Source organism: Nitrosomonas sp., assembly GCF_021731985.1.
GTDB lineage: Bacteria > Pseudomonadota > Gammaproteobacteria > Burkholderiales > Nitrosomonadaceae > Nitrosomonas.
This window is the reverse complement of sequence record NZ_JAKFWH010000063.1, coordinates 1-17,321: the sequence shown is the minus strand read 5'-3', so window position 1 is coordinate 17,321 and position 17,321 is coordinate 1. Positions and strand designations below refer to the sequence as shown.

32 protein-coding genes and 1 pseudogene are annotated in these 17,321 nt (G+C 37.0%); all 33 read right to left on the bottom strand.

Annotated features, from left to right (window positions below):
- Window positions 1–207 precede the first annotated feature (207 nt).
- Window positions 208–804 (bottom strand): ribosome biogenesis GTP-binding protein YihA/YsxC, encoded by a 597-nt coding sequence (gene yihA, locus QZ942_RS09300; RefSeq protein ID WP_292994925.1) that lies wholly within the window; start codon window positions 802–804, stop codon window positions 208–210.
- Between the two features lie 30 nt (window positions 805–834).
- Window positions 835–1,572, bottom strand: coding sequence for a type III pantothenate kinase (locus QZ942_RS09295; RefSeq protein ID WP_292994923.1), 738 nt, complete (start codon window positions 1,570–1,572; stop codon window positions 835–837).
- Window positions 1,573–1,579: 7 nt separating this feature from the next.
- The gene (locus tag QZ942_RS09290) at window positions 1,580–2,569 is read right to left on the bottom strand and encodes a biotin--[acetyl-CoA-carboxylase] ligase (protein ID WP_292994921.1); all 990 of its coding nucleotides are present in this window, start codon (window positions 2,567–2,569) and stop codon (window positions 1,580–1,582) included.
- A 100-nt stretch (window positions 2,570–2,669) separates the two neighbouring features.
- Window positions 2,670–3,068 carry a 50S ribosomal protein L17 gene (gene rplQ, locus QZ942_RS09285; protein WP_292994919.1) on the bottom strand — a complete coding sequence of 133 codons (399 nt, stop codon included), beginning with the start codon at window positions 3,066–3,068 and terminating at the stop codon, window positions 2,670–2,672.
- Entirely contained in the window at window positions 3,055–4,059 is a 1,005-nt protein-coding gene (gene rpoA / locus QZ942_RS09280) for a DNA-directed RNA polymerase subunit alpha (RefSeq protein WP_292994917.1), read from the bottom strand. The genes rplQ and rpoA overlap by 14 nt, the downstream gene beginning before the upstream one ends.
- A 39-nt stretch (window positions 4,060–4,098) precedes the next feature.
- Complete coding sequence (gene rpsD / locus QZ942_RS09275; protein WP_292994915.1) at window positions 4,099–4,725, bottom strand: 30S ribosomal protein S4; 627 nt, start codon at window positions 4,723–4,725, stop codon at window positions 4,099–4,101.
- A 10-nt stretch (window positions 4,726–4,735) separates the two neighbouring features.
- On the bottom strand, window positions 4,736–5,125 hold the full coding sequence (gene rpsK / locus QZ942_RS09270) for a 30S ribosomal protein S11 (protein ID WP_292926302.1): 390 nt from the start codon (window positions 5,123–5,125) through the stop codon (window positions 4,736–4,738).
- A 50-nt stretch (window positions 5,126–5,175) separates the two neighbouring features.
- Window positions 5,176–5,535, bottom strand: a complete 360-nt coding sequence (gene rpsM, locus QZ942_RS09265; protein ID WP_292994913.1) for a 30S ribosomal protein S13 — start codon at window positions 5,533–5,535, stop codon at window positions 5,176–5,178.
- Window positions 5,536–5,573: 38 nt separating this feature from the next.
- A complete protein-coding gene (gene rpmJ, locus QZ942_RS09260; protein ID WP_292994911.1) occupies window positions 5,574–5,687 on the bottom strand; it encodes a 50S ribosomal protein L36 in 114 nt (37 codons plus the stop codon).
- A gap of 58 nt (window positions 5,688–5,745) precedes the next feature.
- Window positions 5,746–5,964 (bottom strand): translation initiation factor IF-1, encoded by a 219-nt coding sequence (infA, locus tag QZ942_RS09255; RefSeq protein ID WP_292994909.1) that lies wholly within the window; start codon window positions 5,962–5,964, stop codon window positions 5,746–5,748.
- 17 nt (window positions 5,965–5,981) lie between these two features.
- A complete protein-coding gene (gene secY, locus QZ942_RS09250) occupies window positions 5,982–7,313 on the bottom strand; it encodes a preprotein translocase subunit SecY (protein ID WP_292994907.1) in 1,332 nt (443 codons plus the stop codon).
- 17 nt (window positions 7,314–7,330) lie between these two features.
- On the bottom strand, window positions 7,331–7,762 hold the full coding sequence (gene rplO, locus QZ942_RS09245; protein ID WP_292994964.1) for a 50S ribosomal protein L15: 432 nt from the start codon (window positions 7,760–7,762) through the stop codon (window positions 7,331–7,333).
- A gap of 7 nt (window positions 7,763–7,769) precedes the next feature.
- On the bottom strand, window positions 7,770–7,961 hold the full coding sequence (gene rpmD, locus QZ942_RS09240) for a 50S ribosomal protein L30 (protein WP_292994905.1): 192 nt from the start codon (window positions 7,959–7,961) through the stop codon (window positions 7,770–7,772).
- Window positions 7,954–8,496 (bottom strand): 30S ribosomal protein S5, encoded by a 543-nt coding sequence (gene rpsE / locus QZ942_RS09235; protein ID WP_292994903.1) that lies wholly within the window; start codon window positions 8,494–8,496, stop codon window positions 7,954–7,956. Before rpsE ends, rpmD begins: the two co-directional genes overlap by 8 nt.
- A gap of 14 nt (window positions 8,497–8,510) precedes the next feature.
- Window positions 8,511–8,867 (bottom strand): 50S ribosomal protein L18, encoded by a 357-nt coding sequence (gene rplR / locus QZ942_RS09230; protein ID WP_292994901.1) that lies wholly within the window; start codon window positions 8,865–8,867, stop codon window positions 8,511–8,513.
- Between the two features lie 11 nt (window positions 8,868–8,878).
- Window positions 8,879–9,412, bottom strand: a complete 534-nt coding sequence (gene rplF / locus QZ942_RS09225) for a 50S ribosomal protein L6 (RefSeq protein ID WP_292994899.1) — start codon at window positions 9,410–9,412, stop codon at window positions 8,879–8,881.
- Window positions 9,413–9,429: 17 nt separating this feature from the next.
- A complete protein-coding gene (gene rpsH, locus QZ942_RS09220) occupies window positions 9,430–9,825 on the bottom strand; it encodes a 30S ribosomal protein S8 (protein WP_292994897.1) in 396 nt (131 codons plus the stop codon).
- 75 nt (window positions 9,826–9,900) lie between these two features.
- Window positions 9,901–10,206, bottom strand: coding sequence for a 30S ribosomal protein S14 (gene rpsN / locus QZ942_RS09215; protein ID WP_292994895.1), 306 nt, complete (start codon window positions 10,204–10,206; stop codon window positions 9,901–9,903).
- A 7-nt stretch (window positions 10,207–10,213) separates the two neighbouring features.
- The gene (gene rplE, locus QZ942_RS09210) at window positions 10,214–10,753 is read right to left on the bottom strand and encodes a 50S ribosomal protein L5 (protein ID WP_292994963.1); all 540 of its coding nucleotides are present in this window, start codon (window positions 10,751–10,753) and stop codon (window positions 10,214–10,216) included.
- A gap of 16 nt (window positions 10,754–10,769) precedes the next feature.
- Window positions 10,770–11,084 carry a 50S ribosomal protein L24 gene (rplX, locus tag QZ942_RS09205; protein ID WP_292994893.1) on the bottom strand — a complete coding sequence of 105 codons (315 nt, stop codon included), beginning with the start codon at window positions 11,082–11,084 and terminating at the stop codon, window positions 10,770–10,772.
- An 18-nt stretch (window positions 11,085–11,102) separates the two neighbouring features.
- A complete protein-coding gene (gene rplN, locus QZ942_RS09200; protein WP_292994891.1) occupies window positions 11,103–11,471 on the bottom strand; it encodes a 50S ribosomal protein L14 in 369 nt (122 codons plus the stop codon).
- A 182-nt stretch (window positions 11,472–11,653) separates the two neighbouring features.
- Window positions 11,654–11,917, bottom strand: a complete 264-nt coding sequence (rpsQ, locus tag QZ942_RS09195) for a 30S ribosomal protein S17 (protein WP_292994889.1) — start codon at window positions 11,915–11,917, stop codon at window positions 11,654–11,656.
- A complete protein-coding gene (gene rpmC / locus QZ942_RS09190) occupies window positions 11,910–12,107 on the bottom strand; it encodes a 50S ribosomal protein L29 (protein WP_292994887.1) in 198 nt (65 codons plus the stop codon). The genes rpsQ and rpmC overlap by 8 nt, the downstream gene beginning before the upstream one ends.
- 2 nt (window positions 12,108–12,109) lie before the next feature.
- A complete protein-coding gene (rplP, locus tag QZ942_RS09185) occupies window positions 12,110–12,526 on the bottom strand; it encodes a 50S ribosomal protein L16 (RefSeq protein WP_292994885.1) in 417 nt (138 codons plus the stop codon).
- Window positions 12,510–13,364, bottom strand: a complete 855-nt coding sequence (gene rpsC / locus QZ942_RS09180) for a 30S ribosomal protein S3 (protein WP_292994883.1) — start codon at window positions 13,362–13,364, stop codon at window positions 12,510–12,512. Before rpsC ends, rplP begins: the two co-directional genes overlap by 17 nt.
- Window positions 13,365–13,378: 14 nt before the next feature.
- A complete protein-coding gene (rplV, locus tag QZ942_RS09175; RefSeq protein WP_292994881.1) occupies window positions 13,379–13,726 on the bottom strand; it encodes a 50S ribosomal protein L22 in 348 nt (115 codons plus the stop codon).
- A 9-nt stretch (window positions 13,727–13,735) separates the two neighbouring features.
- The gene (gene rpsS / locus QZ942_RS09170; RefSeq protein ID WP_292994879.1) at window positions 13,736–14,017 is read right to left on the bottom strand and encodes a 30S ribosomal protein S19; all 282 of its coding nucleotides are present in this window, start codon (window positions 14,015–14,017) and stop codon (window positions 13,736–13,738) included.
- A 7-nt stretch (window positions 14,018–14,024) separates the two neighbouring features.
- The gene (gene rplB, locus QZ942_RS09165) at window positions 14,025–14,858 is read right to left on the bottom strand and encodes a 50S ribosomal protein L2 (RefSeq protein ID WP_292994877.1); all 834 of its coding nucleotides are present in this window, start codon (window positions 14,856–14,858) and stop codon (window positions 14,025–14,027) included.
- Window positions 14,858–15,196 carry a 50S ribosomal protein L23 gene (gene rplW / locus QZ942_RS09160; protein ID WP_292994875.1) on the bottom strand — a complete coding sequence of 113 codons (339 nt, stop codon included), beginning with the start codon at window positions 15,194–15,196 and terminating at the stop codon, window positions 14,858–14,860. The genes rplB and rplW overlap by 1 nt, the downstream gene beginning before the upstream one ends.
- Complete coding sequence (gene rplD / locus QZ942_RS09155; RefSeq protein WP_292994873.1) at window positions 15,193–15,813, bottom strand: 50S ribosomal protein L4; 621 nt, start codon at window positions 15,811–15,813, stop codon at window positions 15,193–15,195. Before rplD ends, rplW begins: the two co-directional genes overlap by 4 nt.
- A 39-nt stretch (window positions 15,814–15,852) precedes the next feature.
- Window positions 15,853–16,500 (bottom strand): 50S ribosomal protein L3, encoded by a 648-nt coding sequence (rplC, locus tag QZ942_RS09150; protein WP_292994871.1) that lies wholly within the window; start codon window positions 16,498–16,500, stop codon window positions 15,853–15,855.
- A gap of 95 nt (window positions 16,501–16,595) precedes the next feature.
- Entirely contained in the window at window positions 16,596–16,904 is a 309-nt protein-coding gene (rpsJ, locus tag QZ942_RS09145) for a 30S ribosomal protein S10 (RefSeq protein WP_013966801.1), read from the bottom strand.
- A gap of 70 nt (window positions 16,905–16,974) precedes the next feature.
- Window positions 16,975–17,321: pseudogene (tuf, locus tag QZ942_RS09140) on the bottom strand (elongation factor Tu); the annotation flags it as partial.

Sequence of the window (17,321 nt, the reverse complement as noted above, 5' to 3'; positions counted from 1 at the left end):
AAAACAATACTGTTCGGGAACTAACTCAAACATTGAACTCTCTTATAAACGGACATCTTGATTGTGGTTCCCCCTGTCTTTCCTCCCTGAGGCAGGGTCTTAAGTGATATTAAGGCAGTTCCCCCCGGTTTTTCTCCCCTTTAACCGGGGGCTTTTTTTCTTCTCTAGAAACTCATAAAGCGAAGTAAAAAATTTATCCCTTAGCAATTAATTAGTACCTAGCCATTCACTAATGACGGTAGTTGCATCTTCAACGCCGGTGGCTGCTAAGCTGGAAAATAACTGAACACTGCATTGCGGGTAAGCCCCCTTTAGATATAGCGCTACGTCCTTTAAGGTAATATTTGCCCGCTGCGCACTCATCTTGTCAGCTTTTGTTAGTAAAATATGAATTGCTTTCCCAGTAGGTGCAAACCAATCAAGCATTTTGATATCAAGAGGTTTTAAGGGATGACGAATATCCATTATTAGCACCAAACCTTTGAGTGGCTGGCGTGTTTGCAGATAGTCACTCAATAAATTTTGCCAGTGTTGTCGTATGGAATCTGGGACCTTCGCATAACCATAGCCAGGTAAATCGACAAAAAATTGATCTGTATTTAGTTGAAAATAATTAATTAATTGTGTGCGTCCAGGTGTTTTACTAACAAAAGCCAAACGACTTCGATTTGTAAGTGTATTAATAGCGCTAGATTTTCCAGCATTAGATCGCCCGGCAAAAGCAATCTCAATGCCTGTATGCTGTGGTAAATCTCGAACATCATTGACTGATGTGTAGAAGGTTATATTGTTAAATCGAGACATAAGCTTTTCATCAAATAATAACTCAATGTATTAGAGAGAATCTTCAGCGATCAAAACAAGCCCTTTCAGCACCAAATTATCAATCGCTTTGATTGGAATCTTGATAAAAGGGAATAATAAAGATGCCGCACCCCCGCTGATAATGCTAGTTTTTACAGGTTGATTTATCTTCATTGATAGTAAATTATTCATGCGCTCAATAGCACCTATTACAGAATGTATTATACCGCTCTGTATCGCACTGTTAGTGCTAACAGGAAAGTCTTCATAAGTACTCATATCAGCATTAAATAATTGAGTACCAAGTTGGAGACTATTAAGCATCAGTTGAAAACCAGGTAGAATGATACCACCAAGAAATTCTCCAGACTGGGATAGCGCATCAATTGTCACTGCAGTACCGACATTAATGACTAAACAAGCTTGCTGCTGCATTTCCCAAGCAGCTATTAAAGAGGCCCAACGATCACAACCTAATTGAGCAGGATCGGAATAACTATTAGAAACTCCACATTGGAATGCGCAGGAACGAATCCAGTGCGGTTTTACCGGCCAACTTGAGATTTGCTCACTGATTTGATTTTTTGTTGCCGCACGAGCAACATGAGAAATAATAATTGATCCTGGTGCTTGCAGCTCTTTGAAATCGTTTTTAACATTTTGTATCTTATCGTACTGTACCTTGCCTTGTTTTAAACACCGACCATGATTGAACAATCCCCATTTTACGAATGAATTACCAGAGTCAATCGCAAGGATATGCGGCATCAATTACTCAAAGGGAGTTCAGACGGATAGAAATATCGCCTACATGGTAGGATTTTCTTCCCGAAGAAGTCATTAAACAAATAGAACCATCTTCCATCACGCCATCAAACGTGCCTACAATGACACTACCATTAGGCAATATCAAACTAACTGCCTGTCTTTCAAAAGCATGATAGCTGATCCATTCCTTCTGAAAATATGCGAAGCCGTAATCTACAAATACAGGCAGAATATTCAGAAATTCAGTGAGTAGTGCACTTAAGATTTGATTACGATCTAAATAGGCATCAGAGATTGATGATAAATCAGTAATTTCTTGATTTATAAAAGAATTAGTAATATCAGAGAGCTTAAAATTAATGCCAATGCCAATTATTGCATAAGAAGGGCCAAATATTTCACCACGAAGTTCAATTAATATACCAGCAAGCTTCTTGTTATCGTACAATATATCATTAGGCCATTTAAGATTAACGCAACTAATTGAGAAGGATCGTAAAACACGTATTACTGCAATACCAATTATCAAACTTAGCCCCGATAGCGCAGATACGCCTTGATCGAACCGCCATCCGAAAGAGAAGGTAAGACTGTCGCCAAATCCGCTATGCCATAATCTTCCTGCACGACCACGTCCATTTGTTTGATACTCTGTAGCAACAACTGGTACACAGTTGTTATCTATCATTCCATTTTCTAAATTATTTAATAGAAAAGTGTTAGTAGAATCAATGGTATCAAAAAGAGTTATATTGAATTTTCTTGGATCTATTGAAGAACAATTAAGAATTAAGTCTCTGTTCAAATATAAAATTGGATTAATCCAACGGTAACCTCGTCCACGGATCTTAACTATTTCAACTCCATAAGAGTCGATATTTTTTAATGCCCGCGATATAGTTGCACGTTTACAATGAAGCTTTCCCGCTAAATATTCACCACTCTGAAATTGTCCGTCCTTTAAAAGCCGAAGAATAGATAATGTTCTCTGATTCATACATAACGGTACAAAATCCAATAATGATTATATCCCAACTAAATTACTACATACTCAAATGAGTAAATATTCTTCTATTAATTAAAATAAGGAATAATTATTAATTCTCAGTTTCCTCAGGATTTGATGTTAGCTTTTCTACAGGTCTATCAACAAGCTCTACAAGTGCCATAGGTGCATTATCTCCTTTTCTATACCCATATTTGAGAATTCTAATATATCCACCTGGCCTTGCAATATAGCGAGGGCCTAATTCGATAAAAAGTTTTGTAACATTCTCACGATCACGCAGTCTATTAAAAGCCAATCGTCGATTGGAGAGTGATGGATTTTTACCTAAAGTTATAACGGGCTCAACATATCTTCTTAGCTCTTTAGCTTTTGGAAGTGTTGTTTTAATAACTTCATGTCGCAAAAGAGAGTTACTCATATTGCGAAACATAGCCGCCCTGTGACTACTAGAACGATTTAATTTCCTTAATGCGTTATTGTGGCGCATGATTTGAATCCTTAGCAAGATTATCAAGATTTGCCGGCGGCCAATTGTCCAGCTTCATTCCTAGAGTTAGCTCACGAGAGGCAAGAACCTCTTTTATTTCATTTAATGATTTTCTTCCCAAATTAGGTGTTCGTAAAAGTTCAGCTTCCGTTCGCTGTATTAGATCACCAATATAATAAATATTCTCAACTTTTAGACAGTTGGCGGATCTTACAGTGAGCTCCAAGTCGTCAACAGGACGCAACAATATCGGGTCAATTTGCGGTACTTGTGGCTGTTCTTTAGGAATAGGTGTGCTCTCTAAATCAGCAAACACAGATAGCTGCTGTACCAAAACCCGTGCAGCAAATCGAATAGCCTCTTCGGGTTCGACAACACCATTAGTTTCCAAATCCATTACTAATTTATCAAGGTCAGTTCGTTGTTCGACACGTGCGCTTTCGACCGTATAACTAACACGTCTAATAGGACTAAATGATGCATCAAGTAAGATTGTCCCAATGCTAGTTTCAACATTTTTATTCTTTCTTACTGTAGCTGGAACGTATCCTATTCCCCTTTCTACTTTAAGTTGAATATCAATCTTTCCATCAGCCGTTAGATGTGCTATCACATGATCAGGGTTCAGTATCTCTACATCATGACCAACTTCAATATCGCCAGCTGTAACAACACATTTTCCGGTTTTCTTTAATGAAATGATAGCTTCATCATTATTATGAAGCTTCAAAACTATTCCCTTAATATTCAGCAATATATCTACAATGTCTTCTTGTACTCCATCAAGTGCAGAGTACTCATGAACTACACCAGCAATTTTAACCTCGGTAGGAGCAAATCCTGTCATCGAGGACAGAAGTATCCGTCTTAACGCATTTCCCAAAGTATGGCCGTATCCTCTTTCAAAAGGTTCCATAATGACTTTAGCATGTAGAGGCGATATATTTTGAACATCAATAATACGTGGTGTTAGTAATTCATTACCTTGCATAGTAATGTCCTTTAGCTAAAAGCTAACCAATAATTTATTTTACTTAGAATACAATTCTACAACTAAGGATTCATTAATTGTTGCAGGTAGTTCCGATCGTTCAGGCTTAGATTTAAAGATTCCCTTCATTTCTTTAACGTTCATTTCAATCCAAGCTGGAAAATTTCGTCTATCAGCTGCTTCTATCGAAGATTTTATTCGTAGTTGTTCTTTAGCATTCTTAGCAATCTCGATAGTATCCCCTGCCTTAACTAAATAAGCTGGAATATTTACACGCTGTCCATTCACTAAAATACAGTTGTGTCTAACAATTTGTCTCGCTTCTGATCGAGATGAACCGAATCCCATATGAAATGCTACATTATCAAGACGGCTCTCCAATAACTGCAGCAAATTATCGCCAGTTACACCACGTTGCTGATCAGCTGATTTATAGATATTACGGAATTGTCTTTCGAGAATTCCATATATCTTTCTAATCTTCTGTTTCTCGCGTAGCTGACCACCATAATCAGATAATCTACCTTTTTTCTGACCATGTTGACCTGGAGGGTAATTTCTCCTTTCAATCGCACACTTATCAGTAAAACATTTTTCGCCTTTTAAGAAAAGCTTCTCGCCTTCGCGTCGACATTGCTTACATTTTGGTTCAAGATTTCTAGCCAACGTACTCTCCTCAAATACGACGTTTTTTTGGTGGACGACAACCATTATGCGGAACTGGTGTTACATCCGAAATACTTGTAATTTTAAATCCAGCTGAATTTAAAGCCCTTACTGCAGAATCACGCCCAGGACCGGGTCCCTTAACTCTGACCTCAAGGTTCTTCACACCACATTCTATCGCAATTTTACTTGCATTTTCTGCAGCGACTTGAGCAGCAAAGGGTGTGCTTTTTCGAGACCCTTTAAAACCTGCTCCGCCTGAAGTAGCCCATGATAATGCATTACCCTGCCTATCAGTTATAGTAATAATAGTATTGTTAAATGAAGCATGAATATGTGCTATTCCTTCCGACACATTTTTCTTAATCTTCTTACGAACTCTTGTAGCGACCTTGACCATGGAAAATAAATTCCTTTTTAATATTGCATATCTGAATTAAACTAAAATTTTTATCTTGCACGTACTGCTTTACGTGGCCCCTTCCGCGTTCTTGCATTAGTTCGAGTACGTTGACCTCGTACCGGTAAACCTCGTCTGTGCCGCAATCCTCTATAACAGCCAAGATCCATTAACCTCTTAATATTCATAGATATTTCTCGACGTAAATCACCCTCGATTGTAAGCTTTGAAATATGATCTCGTAATTGATCAATCTGCTCTTCAGATAAATCTTTCAATTTTTTATCAGTTTCGATGCCAACTACACTACATATATTTTTAGAACTGGATCTACCGATACCATAAATTGCAGTAAGAGCGATTCCTACATGCTGATGATTGGGTATATTTACGCCAGCTATACGCGCCATTTAATTTCCCTGTCTCTTATATACAAAATTTATTACAATTAGCCTTGTCTTTGCTTATGTCTAGGATCAGTACAAATCACTCGAACGACCCGATTACGGCGTATTATTTTGCAGTTTCTACAAAATTTCTTTACAGATGCATTTACTTTCATTATAAAAATTCCATAAATCGATAGTGAATATTTTGTTAATGCGATCTAATTATTGAAATTATTTCGCTCTAAATGTGATTCTTGCTCTCGTTAAATCATAAGGTGTTAAGTCTACTGTAACTTTATCACCCGGTAATATTCGTATATAGTGCATACGCATCTTTCCTGATATATGGCCAAGTACAATATGTCCATTTTCTAATTTTACTTTAAAAGTTGCATTAGGGAGCGTTTCAAGTATCTCACCTTGCATCTGTATCGTGTCTTCTTTAGCCATTAACTATCATAATTAAATTATCTTGCAGGTAGTTTTCCACTGCCTGTTTTAAAATTAGCTTTTTTCAATAAGCTATCATACTGTGAAGACATAACATGCGATTGAATCTGCGACATAAAATCCATAGTTACGATTACAATAATTAATAATGAAGTACCGCCAAAATAGAACGGTACATTCCATTTAAGAATTAAGAATTCAGGTAATAAACATACAAGCGTCACATATATCGAACCAGTAAGAGTTAAACGCAACATTATCCTTTCTATATATCTTGTAGTCTGTTCTCCGGGTCTAATACCTGGTATAAATGCTCCACTTTTCTTAAGATTATCAGCTGTTTCTTTTGGATTAAAAACAAGAGCTGTATAAAAAAAACAGAAGAATATAATCATTACAGCATAAAGAATTACATATATGGGTTGGCCGGGGGATAATGCTCCACTAATATCCTTTAACCATGTCATGGAGTCTCCACTTGCAAACCATCCTGCTAAAGTGGCAGGAAATAAAATGATACTTGAAGCGAAAATAGGGGGTATAACACCAGCCATATTGAGCTTTAACGGCAAATGTGAACTCTGCCCTCCATATATCTTCTGCCCAACCTGGCGTTTAGCATAATTAACTAAAATTCGTCTTTGTCCTTTCTCAACAAAGACAACAAATGCAGTAACCAATGCAGCTGCAAGAAAAATACCCAATGCCACAAGAAAATGCATAGAACCAGTGCTCACTAGATCTAAAGTTCCACCTATTGCACTTGGTAATCCAGCTGCAATTCCTGCAAAAATAATTAACGAAATGCCATTTCCTATACCGCGCTCTGTGATTTGTTCCCCTAACCACATCAAAAAAATCGTACCTGTAACCAACGTAATGACAGTAGTAAGTACGAACATACCACCAGGCTGAATAACTAAACCCGGCTGGGATTGAAGGGCAACAGAAATTCCATAACTTTGCACTAATGCTAACGCTAATGTGCCATATCGAGTATATTGTGTTATTTTTCTTCGACCACTTTCCCCCTCTTTCTTTAGCGCCTCAAGATAAGGAATTGCCACTGTTCCTAATTGCATAATGATTGAAGCCGATATATACGGCATTATACCAAGTGCAAAGATAGAAAACCTTGAAAGTGCTCCGCCAGAAAACATATTAAACATTCCCAACACACTACTTTCCTGCGAGTCAAATAATTCTTTTAGAGTGACTGGATCTATACCAGGCACCGGCACATGCGCTCCTATTCTGTAAACAATCAATGCTAGCAATAGAAACCACAAACGACGTTTGAGATCAGCAAATTTATCAACTGGTTTAACTGTTGTTCCTTTTATAGCCAATTTATATCCTTATACTTCTATGTAATAGAGCCGCCATTTTCTTCTATTGCCATTTTGGCACCGCCAGTAACAAGTATTCCATTTATGTTAAACAACCTATCACAAATTCCGGTATTCAAAATCTTTACTTTTGTTATTCTATTTGAGATTAATCTATATTTCTTTAAAGTAGCAAGATTTATATCGTTTTCTGGCAAAATATTCAAATCGGAAAGTTTCAATTCGGAAGGTTTATATCCATTTATTATGCAGAAACCCCGTTTTGGCAATCTTCTTTGGATTGGCATTTGTCCTCCTTCGAAGCCTACTTTATGAAAACCACCAGCTCGTGATTTTTGACCTTTATGACCTCTGCCACAAGTTTTACCAATCCCTGAACCCATGCCTCTTCCTACTCTTAACTTAGTTTTTTTAGAACCCGTCGCTGATTTAATTGAATTCAAGTACATGATATTATTATTCACACTTTACTAAGTAGTTAATTTTATGAATCATACCACGTGTCTCAGGAGTATCATGAAGCATTGAAAAACTATTTACTTTACGTAAACCTAAACCTCGAACGGTGGCACGATGTGATTGTTTTGTTCCAATTGGACTTCTCACAAGAGTAACTTTTATTGTTTTTATTTTCTTATTATCATCCATTATCTTGTCCAAGGATTTCTTTTACTGTTTTGCCTCTTTTGGCGGCAATATTTGCTGGTGTATTCATAGCATTAAGGCCCTTAAGTGTCGCTCTAACAACATTATATGGATTTGTAGAACCGATGCATTTAGCCAAAATGTTTGTCATGCCCATGACCTCAAATATTGCACGCATCGGTCCACCGGCTATAATTCCAGTGCCCTCTGGCGCAGGCTGCATGTATACTTTTGCAGCACCATGCGAAGCAGTTATAGGATGATAAATGGTACCACTCTTTATTTTAATTTTAGTCATTCTTCTTCGAGCCTCATCCATTGCTTTCTGTACAGCAACCGGTACTTCTCGAGATTTCCCTTTACCCATGCCGACACTACCATCACCGTCTCCAACTACAGTAAGTGCAGCAAAACCAAGAATACGTCCTCCCTTAACGACTTTTGTAACTCTATTAATCGCAACCATTTTCTCGCGCAAATCATCGCCGCTTTCTTCTATGCTTGCTGCCTTGCCATTAGTTTTGCCGATTTTTGCCATTATCAAACCTTAAATTAAAATTTTAATCCATTCTCACGTGCAGCTTCTGCTAGTGCTTTAACACGTCCATGGTATTTATAACCCGATCTATCAAAAGCAATATTCGATATACCACAATCTTTACCTTTCTCAGCAATTCTTTTACCAATAAAAGCAGCTGCAGCCACATTACCACCTGTAGTAAAAGATTTACGCACATCAGACTCTAAAGTAGATGCACAGGTTATAATTTTATTATTCCTATCATCGATGAGCTGAGCATAAATATGTGAATTAGTACGATGTACGGACAATCGTATTACATCTAATTCTGCAATTTTAATTCGCGTTTTTAGTGAGCGCCTAATTCTTTTTTCTTTTAAATTCAACATTTTTATCTCAATTATTTTTTCTTCGTTTCTTTGAGAATAATAACTTCATCAGAATATCGTACACCTTTACCTTTGTAGGGTTCAGGTTTTCTATAAGCTCGAATATCTGCAGCAGTTTGACCTACTTTCTGCTTGTCTATACCTTTAATTATTATTTCAGTTTGCGATGGTGTTTCAATCGTTATGCCATCTGGAACAACATGATCAACTGGATGCGAAAAACCTAAAGTTAAATTAACTTTATTTAAGCCAGCTTGCGCCCTATATCCTACACCAACCAATTGCAATTTTTTTTCAAACCCAACTGATACACCATGTACCATATTAGCAATAAGCGCACGAATTGTTCCTGATAACGCATTAGCATGCTTTGAATCGTTAGTTGTTTGAATCTTCAAAATATTTTGATTGATTTCTAACATAATATCATTAGTTAACACCTGCTGCAGTGTCCCTAGAGGACCTTTAACTGAAACACTAAATGGTAATATGTTAATTTCGACATTGGCTGGTATTGTTATCGGGTTCTTGCTTACTCGAGACATTTAAAAAATCCTTTAAACTAGACAACAGTACACAAAAGTTCACCACCGATACCAACTGCTCGTGCCTTTCGTTCGGTCATAACACCTTTAGAAGTTGAAACGATTGCTATCCCTAATCCATTCATAATATCTGGTAGATTTTTACTAGATTTATATATTCTAAGTCCAGGTTTACTGATACGTTTTATTTGTTCAATTACTGGATCACCAGAATAATATTTAAGTAATATTTCTAAAGTATTTTTACTATTATCCCTCACAACACTAAAATCATTAATATATCCTTCATCTTTAAGAACGTCCGCTATCGATAGTTTAATATTCGAACTTGGCATTTTCACAGATCGCTTCTTAGCCAATTGCGCATTTCTTATTCGAGTTAACATATCTGCAATTGGATCGCTCATACTCATGTCAGTACCTACTTATTTATAAAAAAATTATTATTTGTGTTTATTAAGATAATTCTATTGATTGATTTAATCTAGTTACCAGCTCGCTTTGATAATCCCGGGTATTTTTCCACTCATAGCTATCTCTCTTAACTTATTTCTTCCCAGACCAAATTTTGAGTAAACACCGCGAGGTCTACCAGTTAAAGTGCATCTATTTCTCAAACGCACAGGACTTGAATCTCTAGGAAGATTTTGCAAAATCACTCGTGCATTGAAACGATCTTCGTCATTTAGTTTAGTATCATTTATTATTTTAAATAATGCGAGTCGTTGTTCAGAAAATTTTTGTACTATCTTTTTTCTTTTTAAATTTCTATTAATAATTGAAAGCTTTGCCATTCTAACCTCAATTCTTAAATGGGAAATTAAATGCAGACAATAAAGCTTTTGCCTCAACATCGCTCTTTGCTGTTGTAGTAATGGATATATTCATGCCACGCAAAGCATCAATTTTATCGTAATCAATTTCTGGGAAAATAATTTGCTCTTTTATACCCATATTGTAATTACCTCTTCCGTCGAATGATTTTCCAGAAATTCCCCGAAAGTCACGAATTCTAGGTATTGCAACAGTGATTAATCTATCTAAAAACTCGTACATTCTTATTCGACGGAGTGTAACCATGCATCCTATAGGATAATCTTGCCTCACCTTAAAGGTTGCTATTGATTTCTTTGCCCTAGTTATAACAGGTTGTTGACCGCAGATCTTCTTCATATCGGAAATTGCATGTTCGACAATTTTTTTATCTACAGTTGCTTCACCTAGTCCGATATTAAGAGTTATTTTGCTAATGCAAGGTACCTCCATAATGGATTCGTAACTAAATTGATCGATCAACTGTTTAGTAACAGTATTACGATAATATTCTTGCAAGCGCGCCATAAATTCCAATCCCATATTAAGTTTTAATTAAATCGCCAGTAGACTTAAATATACGTATTTTATTATTATTATCTACTTTAAATCCTACTCTATCCGATTTTTTTGAAGAAAAATTATATATAGCCACATTTGAAATGTGAATTGACATTTCTAAATCAATGATTCCACCTGCATTGCCAATTGTAGGATTAGGTTTCTGATGTTTCTTTACAGAATTAATACCTTGAACTACAATACGATCAATTCCAACTGTTCTAAGCACAGATCCCCTTTTACCTTTATCCCTTCCTGCAATAACTATTACGTCATCGCCTTTTCTAATTTTTCGCATAAATGTTCCTTTTTACTACTACAAAACCTCAGGCGCTAGTGAAACAATTTTCATAAATCGCGCATTACGTAATTCCCGAGTAACCGGTCCAAAAATACGTGTTCCTATTGGTTCAAATTTATTATTCAGCAAAACTGCTGCATTTTCATCAAATTTCAATAAAGAACCATCTACACGTCTTACGCCTTTTGCAGTGCGCACTACGACTGCATTATATACTTCTCCTTTTTTTACACGTCCCCTAGGAGCTGCATCTTTAATGCTAACTTTAATTATGTCGCCAATTCCGGCATATTGTCTTTTTGAACCGCCAAGAACTTTAATGCACATAAGTGATCTGGCACCAGTATTATCCGCTACTTTTAATATTGATTGCATTTGAATCATTTTTATTCGCTTTTGATATTAATTTAAATAACCGGTGTTTTTTAACAATCTCTCGTTAGTAATCCACACTTAAGCTATTAAACGTCAACAATTCCATGGAATTATTTTGAACTTAAATAAACTTATAATTATACCTAATGAATCGCCACAAGAAAACTTAATTATATATTTACAGTTAAATCTCAGGCATTTGATTCTTCGTTTAGAATTCTCGTTACTTTCCAATTCTTGGTTCTTGATAAAGGTCTACATTCAACAATTTCAACAAGATCGCCAATCAAAAATTGATTATTATCATCATGTGCATGATATTTCTTGGTTCGTGTTATAAATTTTCCATATAAAGGATGCTTTAATCTGCGTTCTACAAGGACTGTCACTGTTTTATCCATTTTATTACTAGTAACACGTCCACTCAAAGTACGCTTTAATTTTTCATTAGTCATGATTTGATTGCTTCTGAGTTATAACGGTTTTCACTCTTGCAATATCTCTTTTAATTAATTTCAATTGTCTCGTATTTGATAGTTGCTGAGTAGCCAATTGCATACGTAAACCAAAATGTGCCTTTAGCAAAGAAACAAGCTCTCTATTTAATTCAGGTAATTGCTTTTCTCTTAATTCACGTGCTTTCATTACTATCCGCCAATTTGTCTTATTGTAAACATTGTCCTGATTGGCAATTTAGCTGCAGCAAGTCGGAATGCTTCTTTTGCCATTTCTTCATTGACACCATCCATTTCATATAACATCTTGCCTGGCTGTATTTCAGCTACATAATACTCTGGATTCCCTTTTCCTTTACCCATTCTAACTTCTGCTGGCTTATGCGAAATTGGTTTGTCTGGGAATATTCGTATCCAAATACGCCCCCCTCTTTTAATATGCCTAGTCATAGCTCGACGAGCTGCTTCGATTTGACGTGCTGTTAATCGACCTCGACCAATCGCTTTAAGTCCAAATTCGCCAAAACTTACTTTCGCTCCACGCGTTGCTACTCCAGTATTTCTACCTTTCTGTTGCTTTCTATATTTTGTTCTAGCTGGCTGAAGCATTTTTCTCTCCAGAATTCTTATTAACTTCTGTGTTTGCGGAATTTTCTGTATTCGTTATACTTAACACTTCTGCTTCAGAATACCCAACAGCTTCTTTTACACCTTTAATACTCGCTGATTTTATAAATGCCGTAGATGCTTTCTTAGAAGTCTTCTTTTTTTCGTTATCTGAACTCAAGTTTGGTGTTGTAAGACTAGTCTGCTCACCCTTTCCAAGCACTTCGCCTTTAAAGATCCATACCTTAATGCCTATAATCCCATAAGTTGTTCTAGCTTCTGATGTACCATAATCCAGATCAGCTCTCAGCGTATGTAGAGGTACTCTTCCTTCGCGATACCACTCTGTACGAGCAATTTCTATTCCATTTAATCTGCCAGAACTCATTATTTTAATCCCTTGCGCGCCCAGTCGCATGGCATTCTGCATCGCCCGTTTCATCGCTCTACGAAACATTATTCGTTTTTCCAATTGCTGTGCAATATTATCTGCTATTAATTGAGCATCTAGTTCGGGTTTTCTTATCTCTTCAATATTCACATGAACAGGTACACCCATTCTCTTTTGAAGTTCGCTTCGCAATACTTCTATGTCCTCACCTTTTTTCCCAATCACCACACCAGGGCGTGAGCTAAAAATTGTAATTCTTGCATTTTTTGAGGGTCTTTCTATCAAGATTCTACCAACCGAAGCATTCTTTAATCTATCATGGAGAAATTCTCGCACTTTAATATCTTCATTGAGCATAGTGGCAAAATTATTACTATTTGCATACCATCTGGATAGCCAATTTCTTTGAACTGATAGACGAAATCCTATTGGATGTATTTTCTGACCCATATCAATTAATGCCTTTATTTAGTCTGGCCATCACTATCGCCCACTGTAAGCAATATATGGCATGTAGGTTTTACAATTCTATTACCACGCCCTTTCGCGCGCGCGCTCGTTCTTTTCATTGATGTACCGCGATCAATATAAATTGTAGATATTTTCAGTTCATCAATATCAGCTCCATCATTGTGTTCTGCATTTGCAATTGCAGACTCTAAGAGCTTTCGTATTATTTCAGCTCCTTTCTTTGGACTAAACATCAATATATTTAATGCTTTGTCTACAGAAAGCCCTCTGATTTGATCAGCCACAAGACGTCCTTTTTGAGCTGATAAGCGTACGCCACGTAATACAGCAGTTGTTTCCATGATTATTTCCTATCGCTTCGTTACAGCTTTTTTGTCACCAGCATGGCCTTTAAAGGTACGAGTTAGTGAAAATTCACCAAACTTATGCCCAACCATATTTTCCGTTACATAAATTGGTATATGTTGTTTGCCATTATGGACAGCAACGGTTAATCCAATAAAATCTGGCAGTATCGTCGATCTTCTAGACCAAGTTTTTATCGGTCTTTTATCATTTGTATCGCGTGCTTTTTCTATTTTTGCCAATAAATGCGTATCAACGAATGGACCTTTTTTTACTGAACGTGCCATTTAACTATCATCCTTTCTTTGAATAACGATGACGTACTATCATCACATCGGTTCTTTTATTATTTCGAGTTCTGTAGCCTTTTGCTGGAGTTCCCCATGGACTTACTGGATGTCGTCCAGCAGATGTCCTACCTTCACCTCCCCCATGCGGATGATCAATTGGATTCATGGCAACTCCTCTAACAGTCGGACGAATTCCTCGCCAACGTACAGCACCTGCTTTACCAATAGACCTCAAGTTATGCTCGGAATTACCCACTTCACCAATTGTTGCACGGCAATCGATATGAACCTTGCGCATCTCACCAGAACGAAGTTTAATTTGCGCATAATTCCCTTCGCGTGCTTGCAGTTGAACTGAAGTTCCTGCGGATCGCGCTAGTTGAGCGCCTTTTCCTGGTAACAATTCAACACAGTGTATTATCGTTCCCATAGGTATATTACGTAATGGTAAAGCATCTCCTGCTTTGATTTGCGCATTTCTGCCACTGCTAATTCTCGCACCGACATTTAAGCCTTTAGGCGCTATTATGTATCTTCTTTCACCATCTGTATAACAAACTAACGCAATATTTGCTGTTCGATTTGGATCGTACTCAATGCGCTCAACAACAGCTGCGATATCGTCTTTGTCACGCTTAAAATCAATCAATCTATAATGCTGCTTATGACCACCACCTCGGTGTCTTGTGGTAATTCGACCGTGATGATTACGGCCCGCAGTTTTAGATTGTTTTTCAATCAGATTTTTATGCGGCTCACCTTTATGCAAATCCTTATTGATCAGCCTAACTACAGATCTTCGCCCTGGTGATGTTGGTTTTAATTTTACAAGTGCCATCACTTAGCCTCTTCTGCAGTAGAAAAATTAGTAAAACTTAATTCTTGTCCTTCCTTGATACTAACAACAGCTTTTTTCCAATCACTTCTGGATCCCATAAAACGCCCAAATCTTTTTCGCTTTCCTTTTACATTCATAGTCCGAACATTTATAACTTCTATTTTTTGTTCTTTCCACAATAATTCAACAGCAGCCTTTATCTCTTTTTTTGTCGCATCTGTCGCAACGCGAAATACTGATTGATTATTTTGCTCTCCCAGAAATGTCGTTTTTTCTGAAATATGCGGAGCTAATATTATTTTCAATAAGCGTTCATGGCTTATATTTAGATTATTCATGAGAGAAGTTCCTCAAATTTCTTCAATCCTTCAGTTGTAATAAGAATTTTTTCGAATCTTAAAAGACTAACAGGATCGACATTTTTCACTTCAACAACAGCAATCCGTGGAATATTGCGTGACGACAAATACAAGTTATCATCAATCTCATGAGTAATCACCATCACTTCGTCTAGTCCAAGTGCTTCCAATTTTTCTGATAGAGCTTTAGTTTTATGTGTATCGATATTAAATGTGTCTGTAACTAACAATCTATTATCCCTTATTAACTGAGATACGATCACACTTACGCCAGCTCTATACATCTTCTTATTTAACTTTTTTCTAAAATTTTCATCAGGGCTACTTGGAAATACCTTACCACCACCACGCCAAATTGGACTAGAAGCCATCCCTACACGCGCACGTCCCGTGCCCTTCTGTCTCCATGGCTTACGTGTAGATTTAGCCACATCTGATCGCCCTTTTTGCGCTCGTGTCGCACCACGCGCATTCGATAAATATGATGTTATGACTTGATGAACAAGCGCCTCATTGTAATCTCTATTAAAAAGCTCATCAGAAACAATAATACTATCTGTTTTCTGATCCTTTTTACCGATAAGCTTTAGTTCCATTACCTGTTCACCTTATTACTGTTTGTTTTAGCTATTAATTTACTTTTTTTCTTTTATACTTGGGCGCACAATAACATTTCCATTTTTTGGTCCCGGTATTGCGCCTTTTACCAACAATAGACTTCTTTCAGTGTCAATTCTTATTACTTCAAGGTTTTGGGTGGTTCTTTTAACATTTCCCAGGTGACCAGACATACGCTTGCCAGGGAAAATACGTCCAGGATCTTGCGCCATACCAATTGATCCAGGTTTATTATGTGCTTTTGAATTACCGTGACTTGCTCTATTGGAAGAAAAATGATGCCGTTTAATGACACCCGCATATCCTTTTCCTATCGTTATTCCAGATATGTCAACTTTTTGTCCCACTGTAAAAATATCATTCTTAATCACCATTCCATCTTGAAGTTGATTAAGATCTTCATCTTTATTTACCCGAAACTCTTTTAAGATACTTCCAGCCTCAACTCCCGCTTTAGCGAAATGACCTGCACTAGATTTGTTTACCCTACTTGCTCTTTTTTCCCCAAAAGAAAGCTGAACAGCTGAATAACCATCTTTCTCAATCTTCTTTATCTGAGTAACACGATTATTAGAGACATCAATTACAGTCACTGGAAGACTATCCCCATTTTCTGTAAAGATTCGTGTCATACCGATCTTCCGACCAACTAGTCCTAAACTCATTTTTATCCTCTTTTAAGGAGTTATTTATTTCAGTCTATCTAAAATTTCTTAAACTAAAAAATATCCCTTTTCTTATCATCGATGATGCAGATTATTTATAATTTAATTTCCACATCCACACCAGCTGGCAAATCTAACTTCATGAGCGCATCAACTGTTTTATCTGTTGGGTCAATAATATCCATTAATCTCAAGTGCGTTCTTATTTCAAATTGATCACGTGATGTTTTATTGACGTGGGGTGATCGCAACACATCAAAGCGCTCAATTCTAGTCGGTAATGGTACGGGACCCTTAACAACTGCTCCCGTTCTTTTTGCTGTTTCAACAATTTCAAGCGCTGATTTATCTATTAATCGATAGTCGAAGGCTTTAAGGCGAATTCTTATTTTCTGGTTTTGCATTTATTCGATCCCGATTTTGTAAATTCAATATTGATCTTTATTGTTCTTTACTTTTTATAACCTTTCTAAATCACTCAATAATTTTAGCAACAACACCGGCACCAACCGTTCTTCCGCCTTCACGTATTGCAAAACGCAATCCATCCTCCATCGCTATGGGCGCTATTAAATTCACTGTCACCGACACATTGTCCCCAGGCATCACCATCTCCGTTCCCGCTGGCAATTCGATCGCTCCCGTAACGTCTGTTGTCCTGAAGTAAAATTGTGGACGATATCCGGGAAAAAACGGGGTATGTCTTCCACCTTCTTCTTTACTCAACACATATATCTCAGCCGTGAATTTGGTATGTGGCGATATACTACCTGGCTTTGCCAATACCTGACCCCGCTCTACTTCTTCACGTTTCGTACCAC

Excerpts from the sequence above, each read along its gene's own strand:
- rplF (WP_292994899.1), bottom strand. The coding sequence starts at position 9,412 with ATGTCTCGAGTAAGCAAGAACCCGATAACAATACCAGCCAATGTCGAA.
- QZ942_RS09290 (WP_292994921.1), bottom strand. The coding sequence starts at position 2,569 with ATGAATCAGAGAACATTATCTATTCTTCGGCTTTTAAAGGACGGACAA.
- rplV (WP_292994881.1), bottom strand. The coding sequence starts at position 13,726 with ATGGAAACAACTGCTGTATTACGTGGCGTACGCTTATCAGCTCAAAAA.
- yihA (WP_292994925.1), bottom strand. The coding sequence starts at position 804 with ATGTCTCGATTTAACAATATAACCTTCTACACATCAGTCAATGATGTT.
- rpsM (WP_292994913.1), bottom strand. The coding sequence starts at position 5,535 with ATGGCGCGTATAGCTGGCGTAAATATACCCAATCATCAGCATGTAGGA.
- infA (WP_292994909.1), bottom strand. The coding sequence starts at position 5,964 with ATGGCTAAAGAAGACACGATACAGATGCAAGGTGAGATACTTGAAACG.
- rplX (WP_292994893.1), bottom strand. The coding sequence starts at position 11,084 with ATGCGAAAAATTAGAAAAGGCGATGACGTAATAGTTATTGCAGGAAGG.
- rplW (WP_292994875.1), bottom strand. The coding sequence starts at position 15,196 with ATGAATAATCTAAATATAAGCCATGAACGCTTATTGAAAATAATATTA.
- rplE (WP_292994963.1), bottom strand. The coding sequence starts at position 10,753 with ATGGCGCGCTTGCAAGAATATTATCGTAATACTGTTACTAAACAGTTG.
- rpsJ (WP_013966801.1), bottom strand. The coding sequence starts at position 16,904 with ATGCAAAACCAGAAAATAAGAATTCGCCTTAAAGCCTTCGACTATCGA.
- rplO (WP_292994964.1), bottom strand. The coding sequence starts at position 7,762 with ATGTACTTGAATTCAATTAAATCAGCGACGGGTTCTAAAAAAACTAAG.
- rplB (WP_292994877.1), bottom strand. The coding sequence starts at position 14,858 with ATGGCACTTGTAAAATTAAAACCAACATCACCAGGGCGAAGATCTGTA.
- rpoA (WP_292994917.1), bottom strand. The coding sequence starts at position 4,059 with ATGCAAGGTAATGAATTACTAACACCACGTATTATTGATGTTCAAAAT.
- rpsE (WP_292994903.1), bottom strand. The coding sequence starts at position 8,496 with ATGGCAAAAATCGGCAAAACTAATGGCAAGGCAGCAAGCATAGAAGAA.
- rplP (WP_292994885.1), bottom strand. The coding sequence starts at position 12,526 with ATGCTTCAGCCAGCTAGAACAAAATATAGAAAGCAACAGAAAGGTAGA.
- rpsS (WP_292994879.1), bottom strand. The coding sequence starts at position 14,017 with ATGGCACGTTCAGTAAAAAAAGGTCCATTCGTTGATACGCATTTATTG.
- rplQ (WP_292994919.1), bottom strand. The coding sequence starts at position 3,068 with ATGCGCCACAATAACGCATTAAGGAAATTAAATCGTTCTAGTAGTCAC.
- rpsN (WP_292994895.1), bottom strand. The coding sequence starts at position 10,206 with ATGGCAAAGCTTTCAATTATTAATAGAAATTTAAAAAGAAAAAAGATA.
- QZ942_RS09295 (WP_292994923.1), bottom strand. The coding sequence starts at position 1,572 with ATGCCGCATATCCTTGCGATTGACTCTGGTAATTCATTCGTAAAATGG.
- rpmJ (WP_292994911.1), bottom strand. The coding sequence starts at position 5,687 with ATGAAAGTAAATGCATCTGTAAAGAAATTTTGTAGAAACTGCAAAATA.
- rplD (WP_292994873.1), bottom strand. The coding sequence starts at position 15,813 with ATGGAACTAAAGCTTATCGGTAAAAAGGATCAGAAAACAGATAGTATT.
- rpmC (WP_292994887.1), bottom strand. The coding sequence starts at position 12,107 with ATGAAAGCACGTGAATTAAGAGAAAAGCAATTACCTGAATTAAATAGA.
- rpsK (WP_292926302.1), bottom strand. The coding sequence starts at position 5,125 with ATGGTCAAGGTCGCTACAAGAGTTCGTAAGAAGATTAAGAAAAATGTG.
- rplN (WP_292994891.1), bottom strand. The coding sequence starts at position 11,471 with ATGATTCAAATGCAATCAATATTAAAAGTAGCGGATAATACTGGTGCC.
- rpsQ (WP_292994889.1), bottom strand. The coding sequence starts at position 11,917 with ATGACTAATGAAAAATTAAAGCGTACTTTGAGTGGACGTGTTACTAGT.
- rplR (WP_292994901.1), bottom strand. The coding sequence starts at position 8,867 with ATGTTGAATTTAAAAGAAAAAAGAATTAGGCGCTCACTAAAAACGCGA.
- rplC (WP_292994871.1), bottom strand. The coding sequence starts at position 16,500 with ATGAGTTTAGGACTAGTTGGTCGGAAGATCGGTATGACACGAATCTTT.
- rpsC (WP_292994883.1), bottom strand. The coding sequence starts at position 13,364 with ATGGGTCAGAAAATACATCCAATAGGATTTCGTCTATCAGTTCAAAGA.
- rpmD (WP_292994905.1), bottom strand. The coding sequence starts at position 7,961 with ATGGATGATAATAAGAAAATAAAAACAATAAAAGTTACTCTTGTGAGA.
- rpsH (WP_292994897.1), bottom strand. The coding sequence starts at position 9,825 with ATGAGTATGAGCGATCCAATTGCAGATATGTTAACTCGAATAAGAAAT.